The following is a 15,107-nucleotide window of genomic DNA, read 5'->3' as shown; positions in this document are numbered from 1 at the left end:
TAAAGAACCTCTGCTGCCCGAAGGTATGGCCGCCGAACCGGCTCCGCGGGTTCCGTCACCCGTCCCGGTGATGTCATCTCCAACGCCTTAAGCTGCGGCTATGACGAAGGTTCCGGCGAAGGAGGAGCACCCGCCCACCCTCTCCGCCCGCACGATGCGCAAGATCGAGCGCGCGTCCGGGTCGCTCGCGACCGCGAGCGTGGCCGAGATGGAGCAGCGGCTGCCGTGGTTCGCCCGGATGCCCGCCGACCAGCGCGCGAGCGTGCTGCTGCTGATCCAGAACGGCGTGGCGGGCTTCGTCGAGTGGCTGCACGACCGCCAGCAGGCGATCCGGCTGACCGCGGACGCGTTCCGCAGCGCCCCCAAGGACATCTCCCGCTGGGTGAGCCTGCGCCAGACCGTCGAGCTGGTCCGGATAGCGCTGGAGCGGTTCGAGGAGCAGATGCCCGCGATGGCGGCGACCGAGGCGGAGCGCGCGCTGCTGATGGAGGGCGTGCTGCGGTACGGGCGCGAGATCGCCTTCTCCGCCGCCACCTCCTACGCCGCCGCCGCCGAGGCCCGCGGCGCGTGGGACGCGCGGCTCGAAGCGCTGGTCGTGGACGGCGTCGTGCGCGGCGATCCCGAGGAGTCCCTGCTCAGCAGGGCCACCGCGCTCGGCTGGGACCCCGCGCTCGAGGCGACGGTGCTGGTCGGCAACCCCGGCGGGGAGGACCCGCCGACGATCGTCTACTCCGTGCGCAGCAAGGCCGCCCGCGCGGGCCGGCCGGTGCTGCTGTCCGTGCAGGGCTCGCGGCTGGTCGTCGTGCTCGGCGGCCCGACCGAGACCGGGGAGGACGTGCTGGGGCGCATCGCCGAGGGCTTCGGCGAGGGACCCGTGGTCGCGGGACCGACCGTGGCGAGCCTGTCCGAGGCCCACCGCAGCGCGAGCGACGCGCTGAGCGGGCTGCGCGCGGTCGTGGGCTGGCCCGCCGCGCCGCGCCCGGTCCGCTCCCTCGACCTGCTGCCGGAACGGGCCCTCGCGGGCGACCCGGAGGCCGAGTGGCAGCTCGTCGACAGGGTCGCCCGGCCGCTGGAGGACGCGGGCGGCGCGCTGCTGGAGACCGTGGACGCGTTCCTGGAGGTCGGCGGCGTGCTGGAGACGTGCGCGAAAAGACTGTTCGTGCACCCGAACACGGTGAGATATCGCCTTCGGCGAGTTCAGGAAATGACGGGAAGAAATGCACACGACGCTCGAGACGCGCTTGTGCTCCGCGTCGCTTTGTCTGTAGGACGCCTTGCCCGCGCACGGGGCCTGTGGTAGCGAACAGGCTGTGACGGACTTCGCACACATCCGTTAGGGTGAGGGCCAAACGAGTCACCGAGGCGCTGAGCTGGCGATACGTCGCGGACGGTGCGCGTGGGCGGCAGTTTTGTAGGATCTCTACAAATACGATCGCCGTACTTCGTCCTTTGCGGCATGGGGTACCGGTGGGTCCACCGGCTTTAGTAATCGACGTGATCGCACTCCTCGCGCCCGGACAAGGGTCCCAGACGCCCGGCATGCTCACCCCCTGGCTCGAACTGGAGGGGGCGGAGAAGCAGGTCCGCACGTGGTCGGAGATCACGGGCCTCGACCTCGTGCGGCTCGGCACCACCGCGGAAGCCGAGGAGATCGTCGACACCGCGATCACCCAGCCGCTGGTCGTGGCGCTCACCCTGCTCGCTTTCGGTGAGCTGCGCCGCCGCGTCGAGCTGCCCGCCGGCGTGATCGTCGCGGGTCACTCGGTCGGCGAGCTGGCCGCCGCGTCGATCGCGGGCGTCATCAGCGCCGACGACGCGGTCGCCCTGGCCGGTGTGCGCGGCGCCGCGATGGCGCAGGCGTGCGCCCTGGAGCCGACCGGCATGGCCGCGGTCCTCGGCGGCGACGAGCCGGAGGTGCTGGCGCGGCTCGATCAGCTCGGTCTCGTCCCCGCCAACCGCAACGGCGCGGGCCAGATCGTCGCGGCCGGTCCGCGCGCCGCCCTCGACGAGCTCGCGGAGAACCCGCCGGGCACGGCGAAGGTCCGCAAGCTGGCCGTCGCGGGCGCGTTCCACACGAAGTACATGGCGCCCGCGGAAGACGCCGTGCGCGAGCGCGCCGCCGAAGTCACCACGCACGACCCGTTGATGCCGCTGCTGTCCAACAAGGACGGTCAGGCCGTCACCGAGGGCACCGAGGTGCTGCGCCGCCTGGTCACCCAGGTCACCAGCCCGGTGCGCTGGGACGTCTGCCAGGCGACCCTCGTCGAGAAGGGCGTCACCGGCTCGGTCGAGCTGCCGCCCGCCGGCGCGCTCACGGGTCTCGCCAAGCGGGCCATGAAGGGCACCGCCACCCTCGCCCTGAAGACCCCCGACCAGCTCGAGAAGGTCGCGGAGCTCTTCGACACCGTTGGAGCCACGCAGTAATGACCTTCTCAGGGACGACCGCTGTGCCTTTCACCGCCCCGCAAGCTTCCGCGGGCAGCCGCATCATCGGTCTCGGCAGCTACCAGCCGGAGACGGTGGTGAGCAACCACGACCTCGCCGAGCGCATGGACACCTCCGACGAGTGGATCCGCGAACGCGTCGGCATCGTGAACCGGCGGTTCGCGGCCAAGGACGAGGGCGTCGTGGACATGGCCGTCACCGCGGGCCGCAGGGCGATCGAGGACGCGGGCATCTCGCCGTCCGACATCGGCGCGGTGATCGTGGCGACGTGCACCATGCCGTCGACGATCCCGAACGCCGCCGCGCAGGTCGCCGACAAGATCGGCATCAAGGCGGCCGCCGCGTTCGACCTCAACGCCGCGTGCGCCGGCTTCTGCTACGCCGTCGCGACCGGGGCGGACCTCGTCCGCGCCGGCACCGCGCGGAACGTCCTCGTCATCGGCGCGGAGAAGCTCACCGACTGGACCGACCTCGACGACCGCTCGACCGCGATCATCTTCGCGGACGGCGCGGGCGCCGTCGTGATCGGCGCGAGCGACGACAACCAGATCGGCCCCGTCGCGTGGGGTTCCGCCGGCGACATGGCCGAGGTCATCTCCATCACCGACCGCGACTCCTTCATCCACCAGGAAGGCCAGACGGTCTTCCGCTGGGCGACGACCCAGATCGCGCCGGTCGCGCTCCGCGCCGCCGAGCTCGCGGGCGTCGCGCTGTCCGACGTGGACGTGTTCGCCCCGCACCAGGCGAACCTGCGGATCATCGAGGCGATCGCCAAGCGCCTGCGCAACAATGGTGCGCGCGAGGACCTGAAGGTCGCTCGAGACATCGTCGAATCCGGCAACACCTCCTCGGCCTCGATCCCCATGGCACTGGACCACATGCGGGCGGCGGGCGAGATCTCCAGCGGAGACGTGGTGCTGATGGTCGGGTTCGGCGCAGGTCTGTCCTACGCGGGACAGGTGGTCCGGTGCCCATGATTTTCACCGTTTCAACCGAAAGGGAACTTCAGTGAGCGACAACGTCCTTACCGGTCTTGCCGAGATCGTCGAAGAGGTCGCCGGCGTGGCCGCCGACGACGTCACCGCTGAGAAGTCCTTCGTGGACGACCTCGACATCGACTCGCTGTCGATGGTCGAGATCGCCGTCCAGGCCGAGGACAAGTTCGGCGTGAAGATCCCGGACGACGAGCTGGCGAACCTCAAGACCGTTGGTGACGCGGTGAACTACATCACCAGCAACAAGTGAGTTCCGAGGTCGACGTCGTCATCACCGGGCTGGGCGCCACCACCCCGCTCGGCGGTGACGTCACGTCCACCTGGGACGCGCTGCTCGCCGGCAAGAGCGGGGTCGGCAGGATGACCCACGAGTGGGTCGAGAAGTACGACCTGCCGGTGAAGATCGCGTCCCAGCTCGTCGTCGACCCCACCGAAGTCCTGCCCCGCGTCGAGGCGAGGCGCCTGGACCGCTCCGAGCAGGTCGCCATCGTGGCGTCCCGCCAGGCGTGGGCCGACGCGGGCCACGGCGACGACACCGTCGACCGCCAGCGCCTCGCCGTCATCATCGGCACGGGCATCGGCGGCGCGATCACCCTGCTGACCCAGGACGACCTCCTGGAGCAGCACGGCCTGCGCAAGGTGTCGCCGCTGACGGTCCCGATGCTGATGCCGAACGGCCCGGCCGCGCACGTGGGCCTGGAGCTCAAGGCCCAGGCGGGCGTGCACGCCCCGGTCTCCGCCTGCGCGTCCGGCGCCGAGGCCATCGCGTGGGCCTACCGCATGATCAAGTCGGGTGAGGCCGACGTGGTCGTGGCGGGCGGCGCGGAAGCGTGCATCACGGCGATCCCGGTCGCGGGCTTCTCCCAGGCCCGCACCATGAGCACCCGCAACGACGAGCCGGAGAAGGCCTCGCGCCCGTTCGACACGGGCCGCGACGGCTTCGTCCTCGGTGAGGGCGCGGGCGTCATGGTCCTGGAACGCCGCGAGTTCGCCGAGGCCAGGGGCGCGCGCGTCTACGGCCGCCTGGCGGGCATCGGCACCTCGGCCGACGGCTACCACATCACCGCCCCCGACCCCGAGGGCGTCGGCCAGTCGCGTGCCATCGCCGCAGCCCTGCGCTCCGGCGGCATCGACCCGTCCGACGTCGGCCACGTGAACTGCCACGCCACGTCCACCCCGGTGGGCGACGTCGCGGAGACCGTGGCGATCCGCAAGGCGATCGGTGACCACCCGGTCCTGACCGCCCCGAAGGGCGCGCTGGGCCACCTGCTGGGCGCGGCGGGCGCGGTGGAGGCCATCGTGACGGTCCTGTCGATCCGCGACGGCATCGTTCCCCAGACGCTCAACCTGGAGAACCTCGACCCGGCGGTGACGCTGGACGTGGTGGCGGGCGAACCCCGCAAGATCAAGCTCGACGCCGCGGTGAACGACTCGTTCGGGTTCGGCGGCCACAACGTGGCCCTGGCCTTCACCCCGGCCTAGCTCCACCCGCACGCACACGCCGCCCCGGTCTGCCCGCGCAGGCCGGGGCGACGTGTTTCCCACCGGGGCCCGCTCAGCACTTCTCCATCTGGGGAGACCGGTTCTCCGGCGCGTCGTCCACCTTGAGCTCCCCGCCCTCCCACGCCAGCACGTACACGACCCGCCAGCGGATGCAGGGTTCCGGCAGGGCGACGGGGGCCTTGGCGACGTCCTGGGTGGAGACGAACGAGATCAGCACCCGCAACCGCCGGCCGGGCACGTCGGACTCGATCCGCTGCACCACCATCCCGCCGTCGCGGGTGGACTCGTACGCGGCCGCCCACGTCGACTCGACGGCCTGGGACGCCCGCCGGGCGGACACGACGGACCGCCAGACCCCGAAGTCGCGGGCGTTGATCGAGTCGAAGTACGTCTGCAGCACCCGCTGCACGGCCGACCGGTCGGGGTGGGTGAAGGAGTCGGGGCTCAACCGCACTTCGGCGGACCCCGGGACCGGCCCGGCGACGGACGAGGACGCGACGGCCGGAGCCCCCTTCGCCTCGGCCGGGCGCGAGTACACGGTCCGCCCCACCATCCCGGCCGCCACCGCGGCGCCGGTGATCACCACGACGGCCGGCACCAGCCAGCGGCTCGCCACGCTCCCCACGCACGCAGCCTAGCCGGACGACACGCCCAGGCAGCCGAGGACCGCTCACGGACGGCGCCGTTACACGTGGACATCAATTTCACCCGAAAAAGGGACATCGATCACCGATTAGGCAAGATGCATGTAGCAAGACAATGACTGCTACATAAAAGCTGATGTGCAATCTACTCCTACGAATGGGTCCGTCCAGCTCAGAGGATTACGCCGTACGGCCGCGTCAAACACGCATTGGCAGGCAATTCCGGCTTCACCCGCAAAGAGCAGACAACACCGTGCGTGCACCTCCGTTGTCCCCTGCCAACTATACGTGTCGACTGAGCTGGAATAGCTCAGCTCAGCGAGCCGTGAAATCGAGAACCACGCGGTGCCGTTTAGCGACCATCCAGACGACTCCTGCGGATGTACCAATGAGCAAACCTTGCAACCGGGTGATCCGGCTCCAAACCTCATCACCCACAGTTGCATACGCGCCGGTAACCCTGGGTCTTTTGCTCTCGAACGGGTTACCCATACGACTCGAACGGCGGATTGGCCATAGGCGCCGAATTGTGCGGGAATATGCGGCGTCGAAGAAACAAAAACGGTTGAGGAGGGGAATTCGGTGGACCTCAGATACGAGGCGTTCTGCTTCGCGGATCGGCGGTTCTACGATCTGCAGAGCAGCACCGAAAACGACCTCCCCGGCGACGACTACTCGCGTGAGCTGCCGGCCCTGCCCGACGGGTGGGTGCAGATCGAGCGCAACGTCTGGCGGCACCTGCACCCCCAGGGAGTGCAACTGCCCAAGCAGGGGTGGAAGGTGCACGTCTCGGCGGGCCTGGACAACGCCGCGAAAGTCCTCCGGACGACGTTCGACTACTGCACGGAACGGCGCATCCCGTTCAAGTACCTGCGGACGATCTCGATCGTCCTCGCCCGCAACTCCAAGTACGCGCCCCGTGAGGGCAGCGGCAAGCTCATCACGATCTACCCGGTGGACGCGGAGCAGCTGCGGACGATCACCACCGAGCTCGGCGAGCTCCTCGACGGCGAGCACGGCGCCTACGTCCTCAGCGACCTGCGGTTCGGCAAGGGACCGCTCTACGTGCGCTACGGCGGGTTCTCCGAGCAGTGGCTCGAGGTCGACGGGCAGCGGGTGCTCGCGATCGAGGGTCCGGACGGCACGCTGGTCCCCGACACCCGCAAACCGGTCTTCAGCGTGCCGGAGTGGGTCGAGCTGCCGGAGTTCCTCGCACCGCACCTGGCCGAGCGCAACGCCGGCGACCTGGCGCGGTTCCCCTACGAGATCCGCCGGTCACTGCACTTCTCCAACGGCGGCGGCGTGTACCTGGCGACGCGCAAGAGCGACGGCAGGGAGATCGTGCTCAAGGAGGCGCGGCCGCACGCCGGGCTCGACCGCGAGGGCCGCGACGCCGTGGCACGGCTGGAGCGCGAGCACGAGATCCTCACGAGGCTGCGCGGCGTCAAGGGCGTGCCGGAGGTGTACGACCGCTTCACCGAGTGGGAGCACCTCTTCGTCGCGATGGAGTTCATGCCGGGACGATCGCTCGGCCAGTGGCTCGGGATGAACTACCCGTTGACGCACAAGGAAGCGACCGACGAGAAGCTCGCCGACTACAAGGAGCGCGCGCTCGCCCTCATCGGCAGGGTCGAGGAGCTGATGGCACGGGTGCACGAACGCGGCGTCGTGTTCGGTGACCTGCACACGCTCAACATCCTGGTCGACGAGGACGACGAGGTCTCGCTGATCGACTTCGAGCTGTCGTCCACCATCGAGGACGTGCACCGGCCGACGCTCGGCGCCCCGGGGTTCCAGGCCCCGGCGGACCGCGAGGGCTTCGAGATCGACGAGCACCCGCTCGCGGCGCTCAAGCTGTGGATCTTCCTGCCGCTCAACACGGTGCTGGAGCTCGCCCCCGCGAAGCTGCCCCAGCACGTGCGGGTGGTCAAGGAGCGCTTCGGGCTCGGCGACGAGTACTGCCGGTCGATCGTCGACGTGCTCACGCCGCGCGTCGACCCGCCGGCGGACCCCGCCTTCACGGAGTTCGACGAGGAGAACCCGGACTGGACGGTCGTGCGCAAGGAGATCGCCACCGCGATCCTGCACAGCGCGACCCCCCACCGCGGCGACCGGCTGTTCCCCGGCGACATCGAGCAGTTCGAGGTCGGTGGCACGTGCTTCGGCTACGGCGCGGCGGGCGTGCTGCACGCACTCGACGTCAGCGGCGAGGGCCGCTACGCCGAGCACGAGGACTGGCTGCTCAAGGCCGTGCGGACCGATCCGCCCAAGCAACCGGGCTTCTTCGTCGGCGCGCACGGCATCGCGCACGTGCTGGAGAACTTCGGCCACCACGACGCCGCGACCGAGCTCGTCGAGAGCTACGCCCCGCTGGTCCCCGCCACGCGCGACCACGGGCTCAGCGCGGGCCTGGCCGGCATCGGGCTCAACCTGCTGCACTTCGCGAACACCCGCCGGGACGAGGCCTTCGCGGTCCAGGCCGAACAGCTCGCCGAACGGCTCGCGCGGCAGCTCGCCGACGCGCCGGGGCCGGGCGACAAGGCCAAGGCCGGTCTGCTGCACGGCTGGTCCGGGCCCGCGTTGTTCTTCCTGCGGATGTTCGAGCACACCACCGAGCGGCGCTGGCTCGACCTCGCCGAGCAGTCGCTCGAACGCGACCTGGCCGAGACGATGGTCGCGCTGGACGGTTCGCTGCAGGTGCGCGACGGCACGTTCCGGACCCTGCCGTACGTCGGCATCGGCGGCGCCGGCATCGCGCTGGTGCTCACCGAGTTCGCCGCGGTGGCGCCGGACCGCCCGTGCGCCGAGCAGCTCCCGGGGCTGCTCAGCGGCTGCACCGGCGAGTTCGTCATCCAGCCGGCGTTCACGCTGGGCAGGGCCGGTCTGCTGGCCACCCTCGCCCACGCGGCGCGGCACCGGCCGGACGCCGGGCTCGATCGGGCGGTCGGGCGGCACCTGCGGGCACTCGGCTGGCACGCCGTGCGCTTCGGGGACGGCATCGCGTTCCCCGGCGTGCAGCTGCGCCGGCTCTCCATGGACCTCAACACCGGCGGTGCGGGCGTCCTGCTCGCCATCGCGTCCACAGTGGACGACCGCGCACCACTGCCCTTCCTGGGCTCACGAACGCCGGTCCTCACCGACCGGTAGCAGTGGAGATCGATCCCTCGAAACTAGGAGATTGTCATGGGCTTCATCCTCGACATGCAGGACCTCGAGACCCCCGAGGCGCCGAGCAACGCGATGGCGTCGGGCCACGGCGGCGGCGGTGGCGGCGGCGGTTCCACGACCGCGTCCAACGCGTCGCTGCTGCTCCCCTGCTCGCACAGCACCGTCAGCCTGCTGGCCTGCTGACCTGCGCCTCAACTGAACCACCGCGGTGGGTGAGCGGCATAGGCGAAGTATGCCGCTCACCCGCCACCTGCAGGGCCCGGCAGCCGGCCAGCTGTCGGGCCCTCGCTCATGATGCGCCCTGCCGACCCCCGGAGGAACAGCCGATGGCCAAACCCGGTGACGCACTGCTGTTCTCCGTCACGCGACGACAGGTGCGCCCGTGGCTGCTGCTGCTCAACGCCGCGGTGGCCACGACGGGCGGCCTGCTGCTCCCCGCCGCGCTCGCCGACGCCGTGGACATGGCGTTGAGCGGAACGTTCGTGCTGGTCACCGTGCTGTGGCTGCTGCTGCTCGCGGCGACCGAGATCGTCGGTGACGCGATCGGCATCGTGCTCGCCGCGAGCATCACCGCCCGCACCACCGCCCGGCTGCGCAAGATGTTGTCCCGCCACCTGCTCGCCCTCGGCCACCCGCCGCGGTTCGCCGCGGGTGACGCCGTGAGCCGGCTGACCGGCGACTGCGGCAACGCCGGTGGTGTCGTGGTCACGCTGATCACCCTCGTCGTCACCGTGGTGTCGTCGGTGGGTGCCGTGGTGGCGCTCGCGCTGCTCGACTGGCGGCTCGCCGCGGTCTTCGCGGTCAGCGTGCCGCTGGCGATGCTGCTCGTCCGCACGCACATGCAGCTCACCGCGGACGACGTGCTGGCCTACCAGGAGGTCTCCGGCGAGATCTCGGCCCGCCTGCTCGACGCGGTGGCCGGTCGGCACACGATCGCCGCCGCGGGGATCGCCGACCGCGAGTCCGGGCGGGTGCTGCAGCCCCTCCCCCGCCTCTCCTCCGCGGGCGGGGGCATGTGGCGCACCCAGGCGAAGATGATGTGGCGCGCGGGTCTGCTGCTGCCGGCCGTGGAGCTGGCCGTGCTCATCGCCGCCGGTTTCGGCATCCTCCAGGGCAGGCTGACCCCCGGCGACGTGCTCGCCGCGCTCGGCTACACCGCGCTCGGCATGGGCATCGTGGGGCAGATCCCGCAGCTCACCGCGCTGGAACGCACCCGCGCGTCCGCCGGCAGGATCGCCGAGGTGCTCGCGAGCGAGGTACCGGACCGCCCGGCGCCCAAGCCCTCCGGCGGAGGCATCGAGCTGCGCGGGGTCAGCGTCGAGGGCGCGTTGCACGACGTGAGCCTCACGATTCCCGAAGGCTCGTTCGCCGCGCTCGTCGGCCGTTCCGGCGCGGGCAAGTCGACGCTGGCCGCGGTGCTCGGCGGACTGTCCGCTGTGGACGACGGCGAGGTCGCGAGGGACGGCGAGGTCGGGTACGCCTTCGAACGCCCCGCTCTGCTGGGCACGACGATCGGTCGTTCGATCGCCTACGGAACGGACGCGGACGAGGTCCGGGTGCGCGACGCGGCGGTCGCGGCGCAGGTGCACGACGTGCTCATCCGCCTGCCACAGGGCTACGGGACCCCGCTCTCGGAGGTGCCGCTGTCCGGCGGTGAGGCGCAACGCGTCGGGCTGGCGCGCGCGATCGTGCGCGACCCCGAGGTCCTCGTGCTCGACGACGCCACCGCGAGCCTGGACACGGTGACCGAGGCCAAAGTGGACGAAGCCCTCACCACCGCCCTGCCCGGCAGGACGCGGGTCGTGGTGACGCACCGCCCGGCGACGGCGGCACGGGCCGACGTCGTGGTGTGGCTGGAAGACGGCCGGGTCCGGGGCACCGGCACCCACGCCGAGCTGTGGGACGACGAGGACTACCGCGCTGTGTTCACCGGGGGCGAGTAAATGCGTTTCTACCTCTCCACGCTGGCAGGACACCGCAGGGGCGTCCTCGTCCTGCTCGGCTGGTCCACGCTCGAGGGCGTGCCGGCGTTCTTCGGCGGCAAGCTCGTCGGCACCGCCGTCGACGAGGGCTTCGCCGCGGGGAACCCGCTGGCGGGCGTCCTGTGGCTGCTGGCCTTCGCCGCGCTCGCGGTGCTCGGAGCGCTCGGCCAGCGCCAGGTCTTCGCCCGGCTCGGCGACGTCGTCGAACCCATGCGCGACGCCCTGGTCACGCAGGTCGTCAAAGGCGTGCTGAGCGACCCGACGCACCGCAGGACCCCGGACGCCAGCGCGGTCGCCATGATCACCCGGCACGTCGAGGTGGTGCGCGACGCCACGGCCGGCGTCCTCGTCCAGGCCCGCGCCCTGCTGGTCACCACGATCGCCGCGCTCATCGGTCTCGCGACGACGGCCGCCGCCCTGATCTGGCTGGTCGTGCTCCCGATCCTGGTGGCCTTGCTGCTCTTCGGGCTCATGCTCCCGTCACTCGCCCGGCGCCAGCGCGACGCCGTGATGGCCGACGAACGCACCGCGGAGGCGTCCGGCTCGGTGCTCACCGGCCTGCGGGACGTCGCCGCCTGCACCGCGTCGGACGAGGCCGGCGCGGACATCGCCAGGCAGGTCGATCAGCAGGCCAGGGCCACGATCACCGTCGCGTGGGCGAACTCGTTGCGGGCCACGGTGATCGCGGTGGGCGGCTTCGCCCCGATCGCGCTGCTGGTGGCGTTCGCCCCGCCGCTCGTCGCGTCCGGCCGGCTCACGACCGGTGCGGTGCTGGCCGCGGTCGTCTACCTGACCGGCAGCGTGAACCCCGCGCTGCACGGTCTCGCCCGCACCACCAGCACCGTCGTGATGCGGTTGATGGTCGCGCTCAAACGGCTCCAGGAGGTCGCGCCGCGGGACGCGGGGAGACCCGGCGACCAGGTGCCGGCCCACGGCGGGTTCCTGCTGCAGGACGTCGCGTTCGGCTGGAGCCCGGACGCCGAACCGGTCCTGCGCGGCCTGTCGCTCACCCTGCGCCCCGGCGACCACCTGGCCGTGGTCGGGCCGTCCGGCATCGGCAAGTCCACAATGGCCGGTCTGCTCACCGGCCTGATGGCGCCGGACCGCGGCAGCGTCCTGTTCGGCGGCGCCCGCGTCGACCGGGTGACGCCCGCGGTGAGGCACCACGCGATCGCCCTTATCCCGCAGGAGACGTACCTGTTCACGGGCACCGTGCGGGAGAACCTCGCGCTGCTCGCGCCGTGGGCGACCGACCGCGACCTGGCCGAGGCGGTGGAGAAGGTCGGCGCCGCACCACTTCTGGACCGGCTCGGTGGCCTGGACGCCACCCTCGGTCACGCCGGTGAAGGACTTTCCGCCGGTGAGGCACAGCTCTTGGCGCTCGCACGGGTCTACGCCACGTCCGCGAGCGTCGTCATCCTCGACGAGGCGACCTCACACCTGGACCCCGCGGCGGAGGCCCGCGTCGAGCGGGCTTTCGCGCAGCGGGGAGGAATTCTCGTGGTGATCGCGCACCGGCTGAGCTCGGCGCTGCGCGCCGGCCGCGTGCTGGTCATGGACGGCGGCAAGCCGCTGCTCGGCGCCCACGAGCACCTGCTCAAGACCTCCGCGCTCTACGGGCAGCTCATGCTGGCCTGGGACCCCACGCACCGGGAGGACACCCCGCTGCCCAAGCGGTGAGCGGGGTCCACTCCGGACGGCCGGTCCGGTCAGCCCACGCGGTGCAGCCAGGTGACGGGAGCGCCGTCGCCCGCGCGGCGGAACGGTTCCAGCGCGTCGTCCCACGCGGCGCCGAGCAGTTCGTCCACCCCGTGCGCGAACGACTCACCGCCACGGGCTCTGACCGCGAGCGCGCGCAGCTGGTCCTCGTTCACCACGATGTCGCCGTTGGCCGAGGTGCGGGCATGCCACAGACCGAGGACAGGGGCGAAGCAGAAGCGCTCACCGTCCTGACCAGGTGACGGCTCCTCGGTCACCTCGAAGCGGAGCATTGGCCACGCGCGCAGCGCAGCCACGAGTTTCGCGCCGGTTCCGGCGTCTCCGGTCCACGCGCATTCAGCGCGCAACTGGCCTGGTGCCGCGGGTTGCGCTGCCCACCTGAGGTCTACTCGGACACCGAGGGTGCCCGAGATCGCCCACTCGACGTGCGGACAGACCGCAGACGGCGACGAGTGGACGTAGACCACGCCACTGGTGCTGCCACGGGTGCTCACTGCTGACCTCCGCTACTCGACGAGGGACGTCTTCCCCTACGCCTTTGCCGAGTGAGGTGATCACCGTGAATTCCCGTTCACTGCATTCTGCCCCGACTTGAGCCATGTCCGCCATAAGAACCAGCTCGATCATCACCCGACCGGGGTGGATACAGGTCTTAAGTCCCGATCTTCCCCACCGAGTGATGCGTGATCGTGATCTGGAGCGGGTTTATCGCGGCGATCACGTCGAGGAGCCCTCCCGCAGCGCCGTTGCGTTCGTCCGCACCACGACGCCGTCTTTCGTGCCGACGCGTCCCCGCCTCGCCCTTCGCGTGAGTGTCGCGGCCGTCGCGACAGGGGACACGACGGCCACGACCAGCACGGCGAGCACTGAGCGCTCGTCCCAGGACGCTCCGTGAACATAGGCAAGCAATCAATCCAACGAGTGATCCACTCACCGGTGACGGGCATCACGCAATGTCTCGACTGGCTGAGGTCAGCCGACCCCGGACCGCTACCGTGTCCCCCCGTGCGGAAAGGTGGGGTCTCGTGCGGTTGATCCGTCTGGGCGCTGAACCCTCGGCCATTGGGGCGGACGTCCGTGCCGCCCTGACGGCGTGCGGCGCGGGTACCGGTGTGCTCGGTGGCGTTGCGCTGATGGGCGTCCAGCCACCCGGCTGCCCCATGCCCCTGGACGCGATCGTCGTGCTGCCCAAGGGCGTGCTGGTGATCGTCGGCGTCGACCTGCCGGACCCGGCGGTGAAGCTCGAGGCCCCGCTCGGCGAGCAGTGGAAGATGGACGGCTGGCCGCTGGTCGCGAAGGACGGCACCGCGAACCCCGCGACCGAGGCGGTGGCGGCGGCGACCGCGGTGGCGCAGCGGATCCAGGCGATGCGCGCGGAGCCGCTCCCGGTCAGCACGGTCGTGGCGGTCGGCCCGTTCGTGAGCCAGGTCGTGCAGCCGACGGTCGACCTCAACCGCGGTGTGCGGGTCCTGCACCCCAAGCCGTCCACCCTGCTCACCGCCGCCCGCGAGCTCGCGACGTCGGCGGTGCCGTGCACGGCCGACCACGCGGCGAAGCTCCTCGCGATCCTGCAGCCCACCGGCACCCCGCCGGACGCGCGCTCGATCCTCACCGAGGGGTTCAGCGACGCGGTCTCGCCCGACCTCGCGTCCGCCTCCACGATGCTGATCCCGAAGGTCGACGCCCGGCCGGTGACCGCCGGCGCGCGGGCGCCGGGCAAGCGGCCCTGGGCCTTCCTCGCGGTGGCCGGGACCATCGCCCTGGTCCTGCTCGTGTGGCTGATGGTGCTGCTGTCCGGCGGTGACGACAGCGCGACCGGGTCGACGTCGCAGCCGGCGGTGCCGCAGGCGACGACGGTGGTCGTCGACGGCACGGCGTTCGTGCCGAAGGAGACGAGGAAGGACACCGACTGCCAGGCGCAGGCGTTCGGCGACGTCAAGGCGTGGCTGATCGCCAACGAGTGCGGCGCGCTGCTGCGCGCCACCTACGAGACGACGGTGCGGGACAAGCAGGCGACCGTGCTCGTGGCGGACCTCGACCTGCTGGACTCGCCGAGCGCGACGGCGCTGCTCTCGGTCGTCTCCCTGCCGGGTTCCGGTGGTGTGCACGGGCCGGACGGCAAGCCGCTGGAGAACGCCGCGTTCGCGAGCGGCGCCAAGGGCAGCCACGTCCAGCTCGCGTTCGTGGTGTGGTCGGGCGGCGCGGGCGACCAGGCCCTGGACCCGATCGCCAAGCAGGCGTTGCGGCTGCCCGCCACCCGGTAGAAGGTGGAGGGCATGGTCGGACAACTGCGTTCTGTCGTGCTCGATTGCCCGAATCCTCCCGAACTGGCTTCGTTCTACGAAAAACTCCTCGGCGCCGAACGCCTCGCCGGTGCAGACGACAACTGGGTCGTGGTCGTCGCGAACGGCACGCGCCTCGCGTTCCAGCTCTCGCCCGAGTACCAGCCACCCACGTTCCCCGACCCGCACGGCTCGCAGCAGGTCCACCTCGACGTGCTGGTCGAGGACATCGAGGAGGCCGAGCCCAAGGCGCTGGCGCTCGGCGCGCGGCTGGTGCAGAAGGACACCGACGACACGTTCCGGGTGTACGCGGACCCGGTCGGGCACACCTTCTGCCTCGTGTGGCTTTCCTGACCGGAGCCTACGCTG

13 protein-coding genes are annotated in these 15,107 nt (G+C 71.1%); 11 read left to right on the top strand and 2 right to left on the bottom strand.

Annotated elements, in window-relative coordinates; genetic code table 11:
- The first annotated feature begins 100 nt into the window (after positions 1-100).
- The 5 genes from BMW88_RS12380 (at position 101) to BMW88_RS12360 (ending at position 4,922) form a co-directional block, all read left to right on the top strand.
- Positions 101-1,300, top strand: a complete 1,200-nt coding sequence (locus BMW88_RS12380) for a PucR family transcriptional regulator (RefSeq protein ID WP_089950827.1) — start codon at positions 101-103, stop codon at positions 1,298-1,300.
- A 194-nt stretch (positions 1,301-1,494) separates the two neighbouring features.
- Positions 1,495-2,424, top strand: coding sequence for an ACP S-malonyltransferase (locus tag BMW88_RS12375; protein ID WP_089950826.1), 930 nt, complete (start codon positions 1,495-1,497; stop codon positions 2,422-2,424).
- 23 nt (positions 2,425-2,447) lie between these two features.
- Complete coding sequence (locus BMW88_RS12370) at positions 2,448-3,422, top strand: beta-ketoacyl-ACP synthase III (RefSeq protein WP_245777734.1); 975 nt, start codon at positions 2,448-2,450, stop codon at positions 3,420-3,422.
- Positions 3,423-3,453: 31 nt separating this feature from the next.
- A complete protein-coding gene (locus tag BMW88_RS12365) occupies positions 3,454-3,690 on the top strand; it encodes an acyl carrier protein (RefSeq protein WP_089950824.1) in 237 nt (78 codons plus the stop codon).
- Positions 3,687-4,922 carry a beta-ketoacyl-[acyl-carrier-protein] synthase family protein gene (locus tag BMW88_RS12360; protein WP_089950823.1) on the top strand — a complete coding sequence of 412 codons (1,236 nt, stop codon included), beginning with the start codon at positions 3,687-3,689 and terminating at the stop codon, positions 4,920-4,922. The genes BMW88_RS12365 and BMW88_RS12360 overlap by 4 nt, the downstream gene beginning before the upstream one ends.
- Before the next feature lie 73 nt (positions 4,923-4,995).
- Here BMW88_RS12360 and BMW88_RS12355 read toward each other — a convergent pair whose 3' ends face one another.
- On the bottom strand, positions 4,996-5,568 hold the full coding sequence (locus BMW88_RS12355; RefSeq protein ID WP_143116050.1) for a hypothetical protein: 573 nt from the start codon (positions 5,566-5,568) through the stop codon (positions 4,996-4,998).
- A gap of 601 nt (positions 5,569-6,169) precedes the next feature.
- On the opposite strand from BMW88_RS12355, the gene lanKC reads away from it, so the two are divergent.
- The 4 genes from lanKC to BMW88_RS12335 all read left to right on the top strand — a co-directional run bounded on the left by lanKC (position 6,170) and on the right by BMW88_RS12335 (position 12,417).
- Positions 6,170-8,734, top strand: coding sequence for a class III lanthionine synthetase LanKC (gene lanKC, locus BMW88_RS12350; protein ID WP_089950821.1), 2,565 nt, complete (start codon positions 6,170-6,172; stop codon positions 8,732-8,734).
- Between the two features lie 36 nt (positions 8,735-8,770).
- On the top strand, positions 8,771-8,938 hold the full coding sequence (locus tag BMW88_RS12345; RefSeq protein ID WP_089950820.1) for a SapB/AmfS family lanthipeptide: 168 nt from the start codon (positions 8,771-8,773) through the stop codon (positions 8,936-8,938).
- A 143-nt stretch (positions 8,939-9,081) separates the two neighbouring features.
- Positions 9,082-10,698 (top strand): ABC transporter ATP-binding protein, encoded by a 1,617-nt coding sequence (locus tag BMW88_RS12340; RefSeq protein ID WP_089950819.1) that lies wholly within the window; start codon positions 9,082-9,084, stop codon positions 10,696-10,698.
- Complete coding sequence (locus BMW88_RS12335) at positions 10,699-12,417, top strand: ABC transporter ATP-binding protein (protein ID WP_089950818.1); 1,719 nt, start codon at positions 10,699-10,701, stop codon at positions 12,415-12,417.
- A gap of 29 nt (positions 12,418-12,446) precedes the next feature.
- On the opposite strand, the gene BMW88_RS12330 is transcribed toward BMW88_RS12335, so the two are convergent.
- Complete coding sequence (locus tag BMW88_RS12330; RefSeq protein WP_089950817.1) at positions 12,447-12,950, bottom strand: DUF3145 domain-containing protein; 504 nt, start codon at positions 12,948-12,950, stop codon at positions 12,447-12,449.
- A 531-nt stretch (positions 12,951-13,481) separates the two neighbouring features.
- Between BMW88_RS12330 and BMW88_RS12320 the strand changes: the two genes are divergently transcribed.
- Both BMW88_RS12320 and BMW88_RS12315 read left to right on the top strand, forming a co-directional pair.
- Positions 13,482-14,720, top strand: coding sequence for a hypothetical protein (locus BMW88_RS12320; protein WP_089950815.1), 1,239 nt, complete (start codon positions 13,482-13,484; stop codon positions 14,718-14,720).
- A gap of 12 nt (positions 14,721-14,732) precedes the next feature.
- Positions 14,733-15,092 (top strand): VOC family protein, encoded by a 360-nt coding sequence (locus BMW88_RS12315; protein ID WP_089950814.1) that lies wholly within the window; start codon positions 14,733-14,735, stop codon positions 15,090-15,092.
- Positions 15,093-15,107 lie beyond the last annotated feature (15 nt).

It is taken from the genome of Lentzea xinjiangensis (genome assembly GCF_900110955.1).
Taxonomy (GTDB): domain Bacteria; phylum Actinomycetota; class Actinomycetes; order Mycobacteriales; family Pseudonocardiaceae; genus Lentzea; species Lentzea xinjiangensis.
Note: the sequence above shows the minus strand (reverse complement) of the source record. Positions and strands in the feature narration are given on the sequence as shown.

Bases quoted from the DNA above. Each gene is read 5' to 3' on its own strand.
- BMW88_RS12380 (WP_089950827.1), top strand. From the start codon at position 101: ATGACGAAGGTTCCGGCGAAGGAGGAGCACCCGCCCACCCTCTCCGCC.
- BMW88_RS12345 (WP_089950820.1), top strand. From the start codon at position 8,771: ATGGGCTTCATCCTCGACATGCAGGACCTCGAGACCCCCGAGGCGCCG.
- BMW88_RS12340 (WP_089950819.1), top strand. From the start codon at position 9,082: ATGGCCAAACCCGGTGACGCACTGCTGTTCTCCGTCACGCGACGACAG.
- BMW88_RS12335 (WP_089950818.1), top strand. From the start codon at position 10,699: ATGCGTTTCTACCTCTCCACGCTGGCAGGACACCGCAGGGGCGTCCTC.
- BMW88_RS12315 (WP_089950814.1), top strand. From the start codon at position 14,733: ATGGTCGGACAACTGCGTTCTGTCGTGCTCGATTGCCCGAATCCTCCC.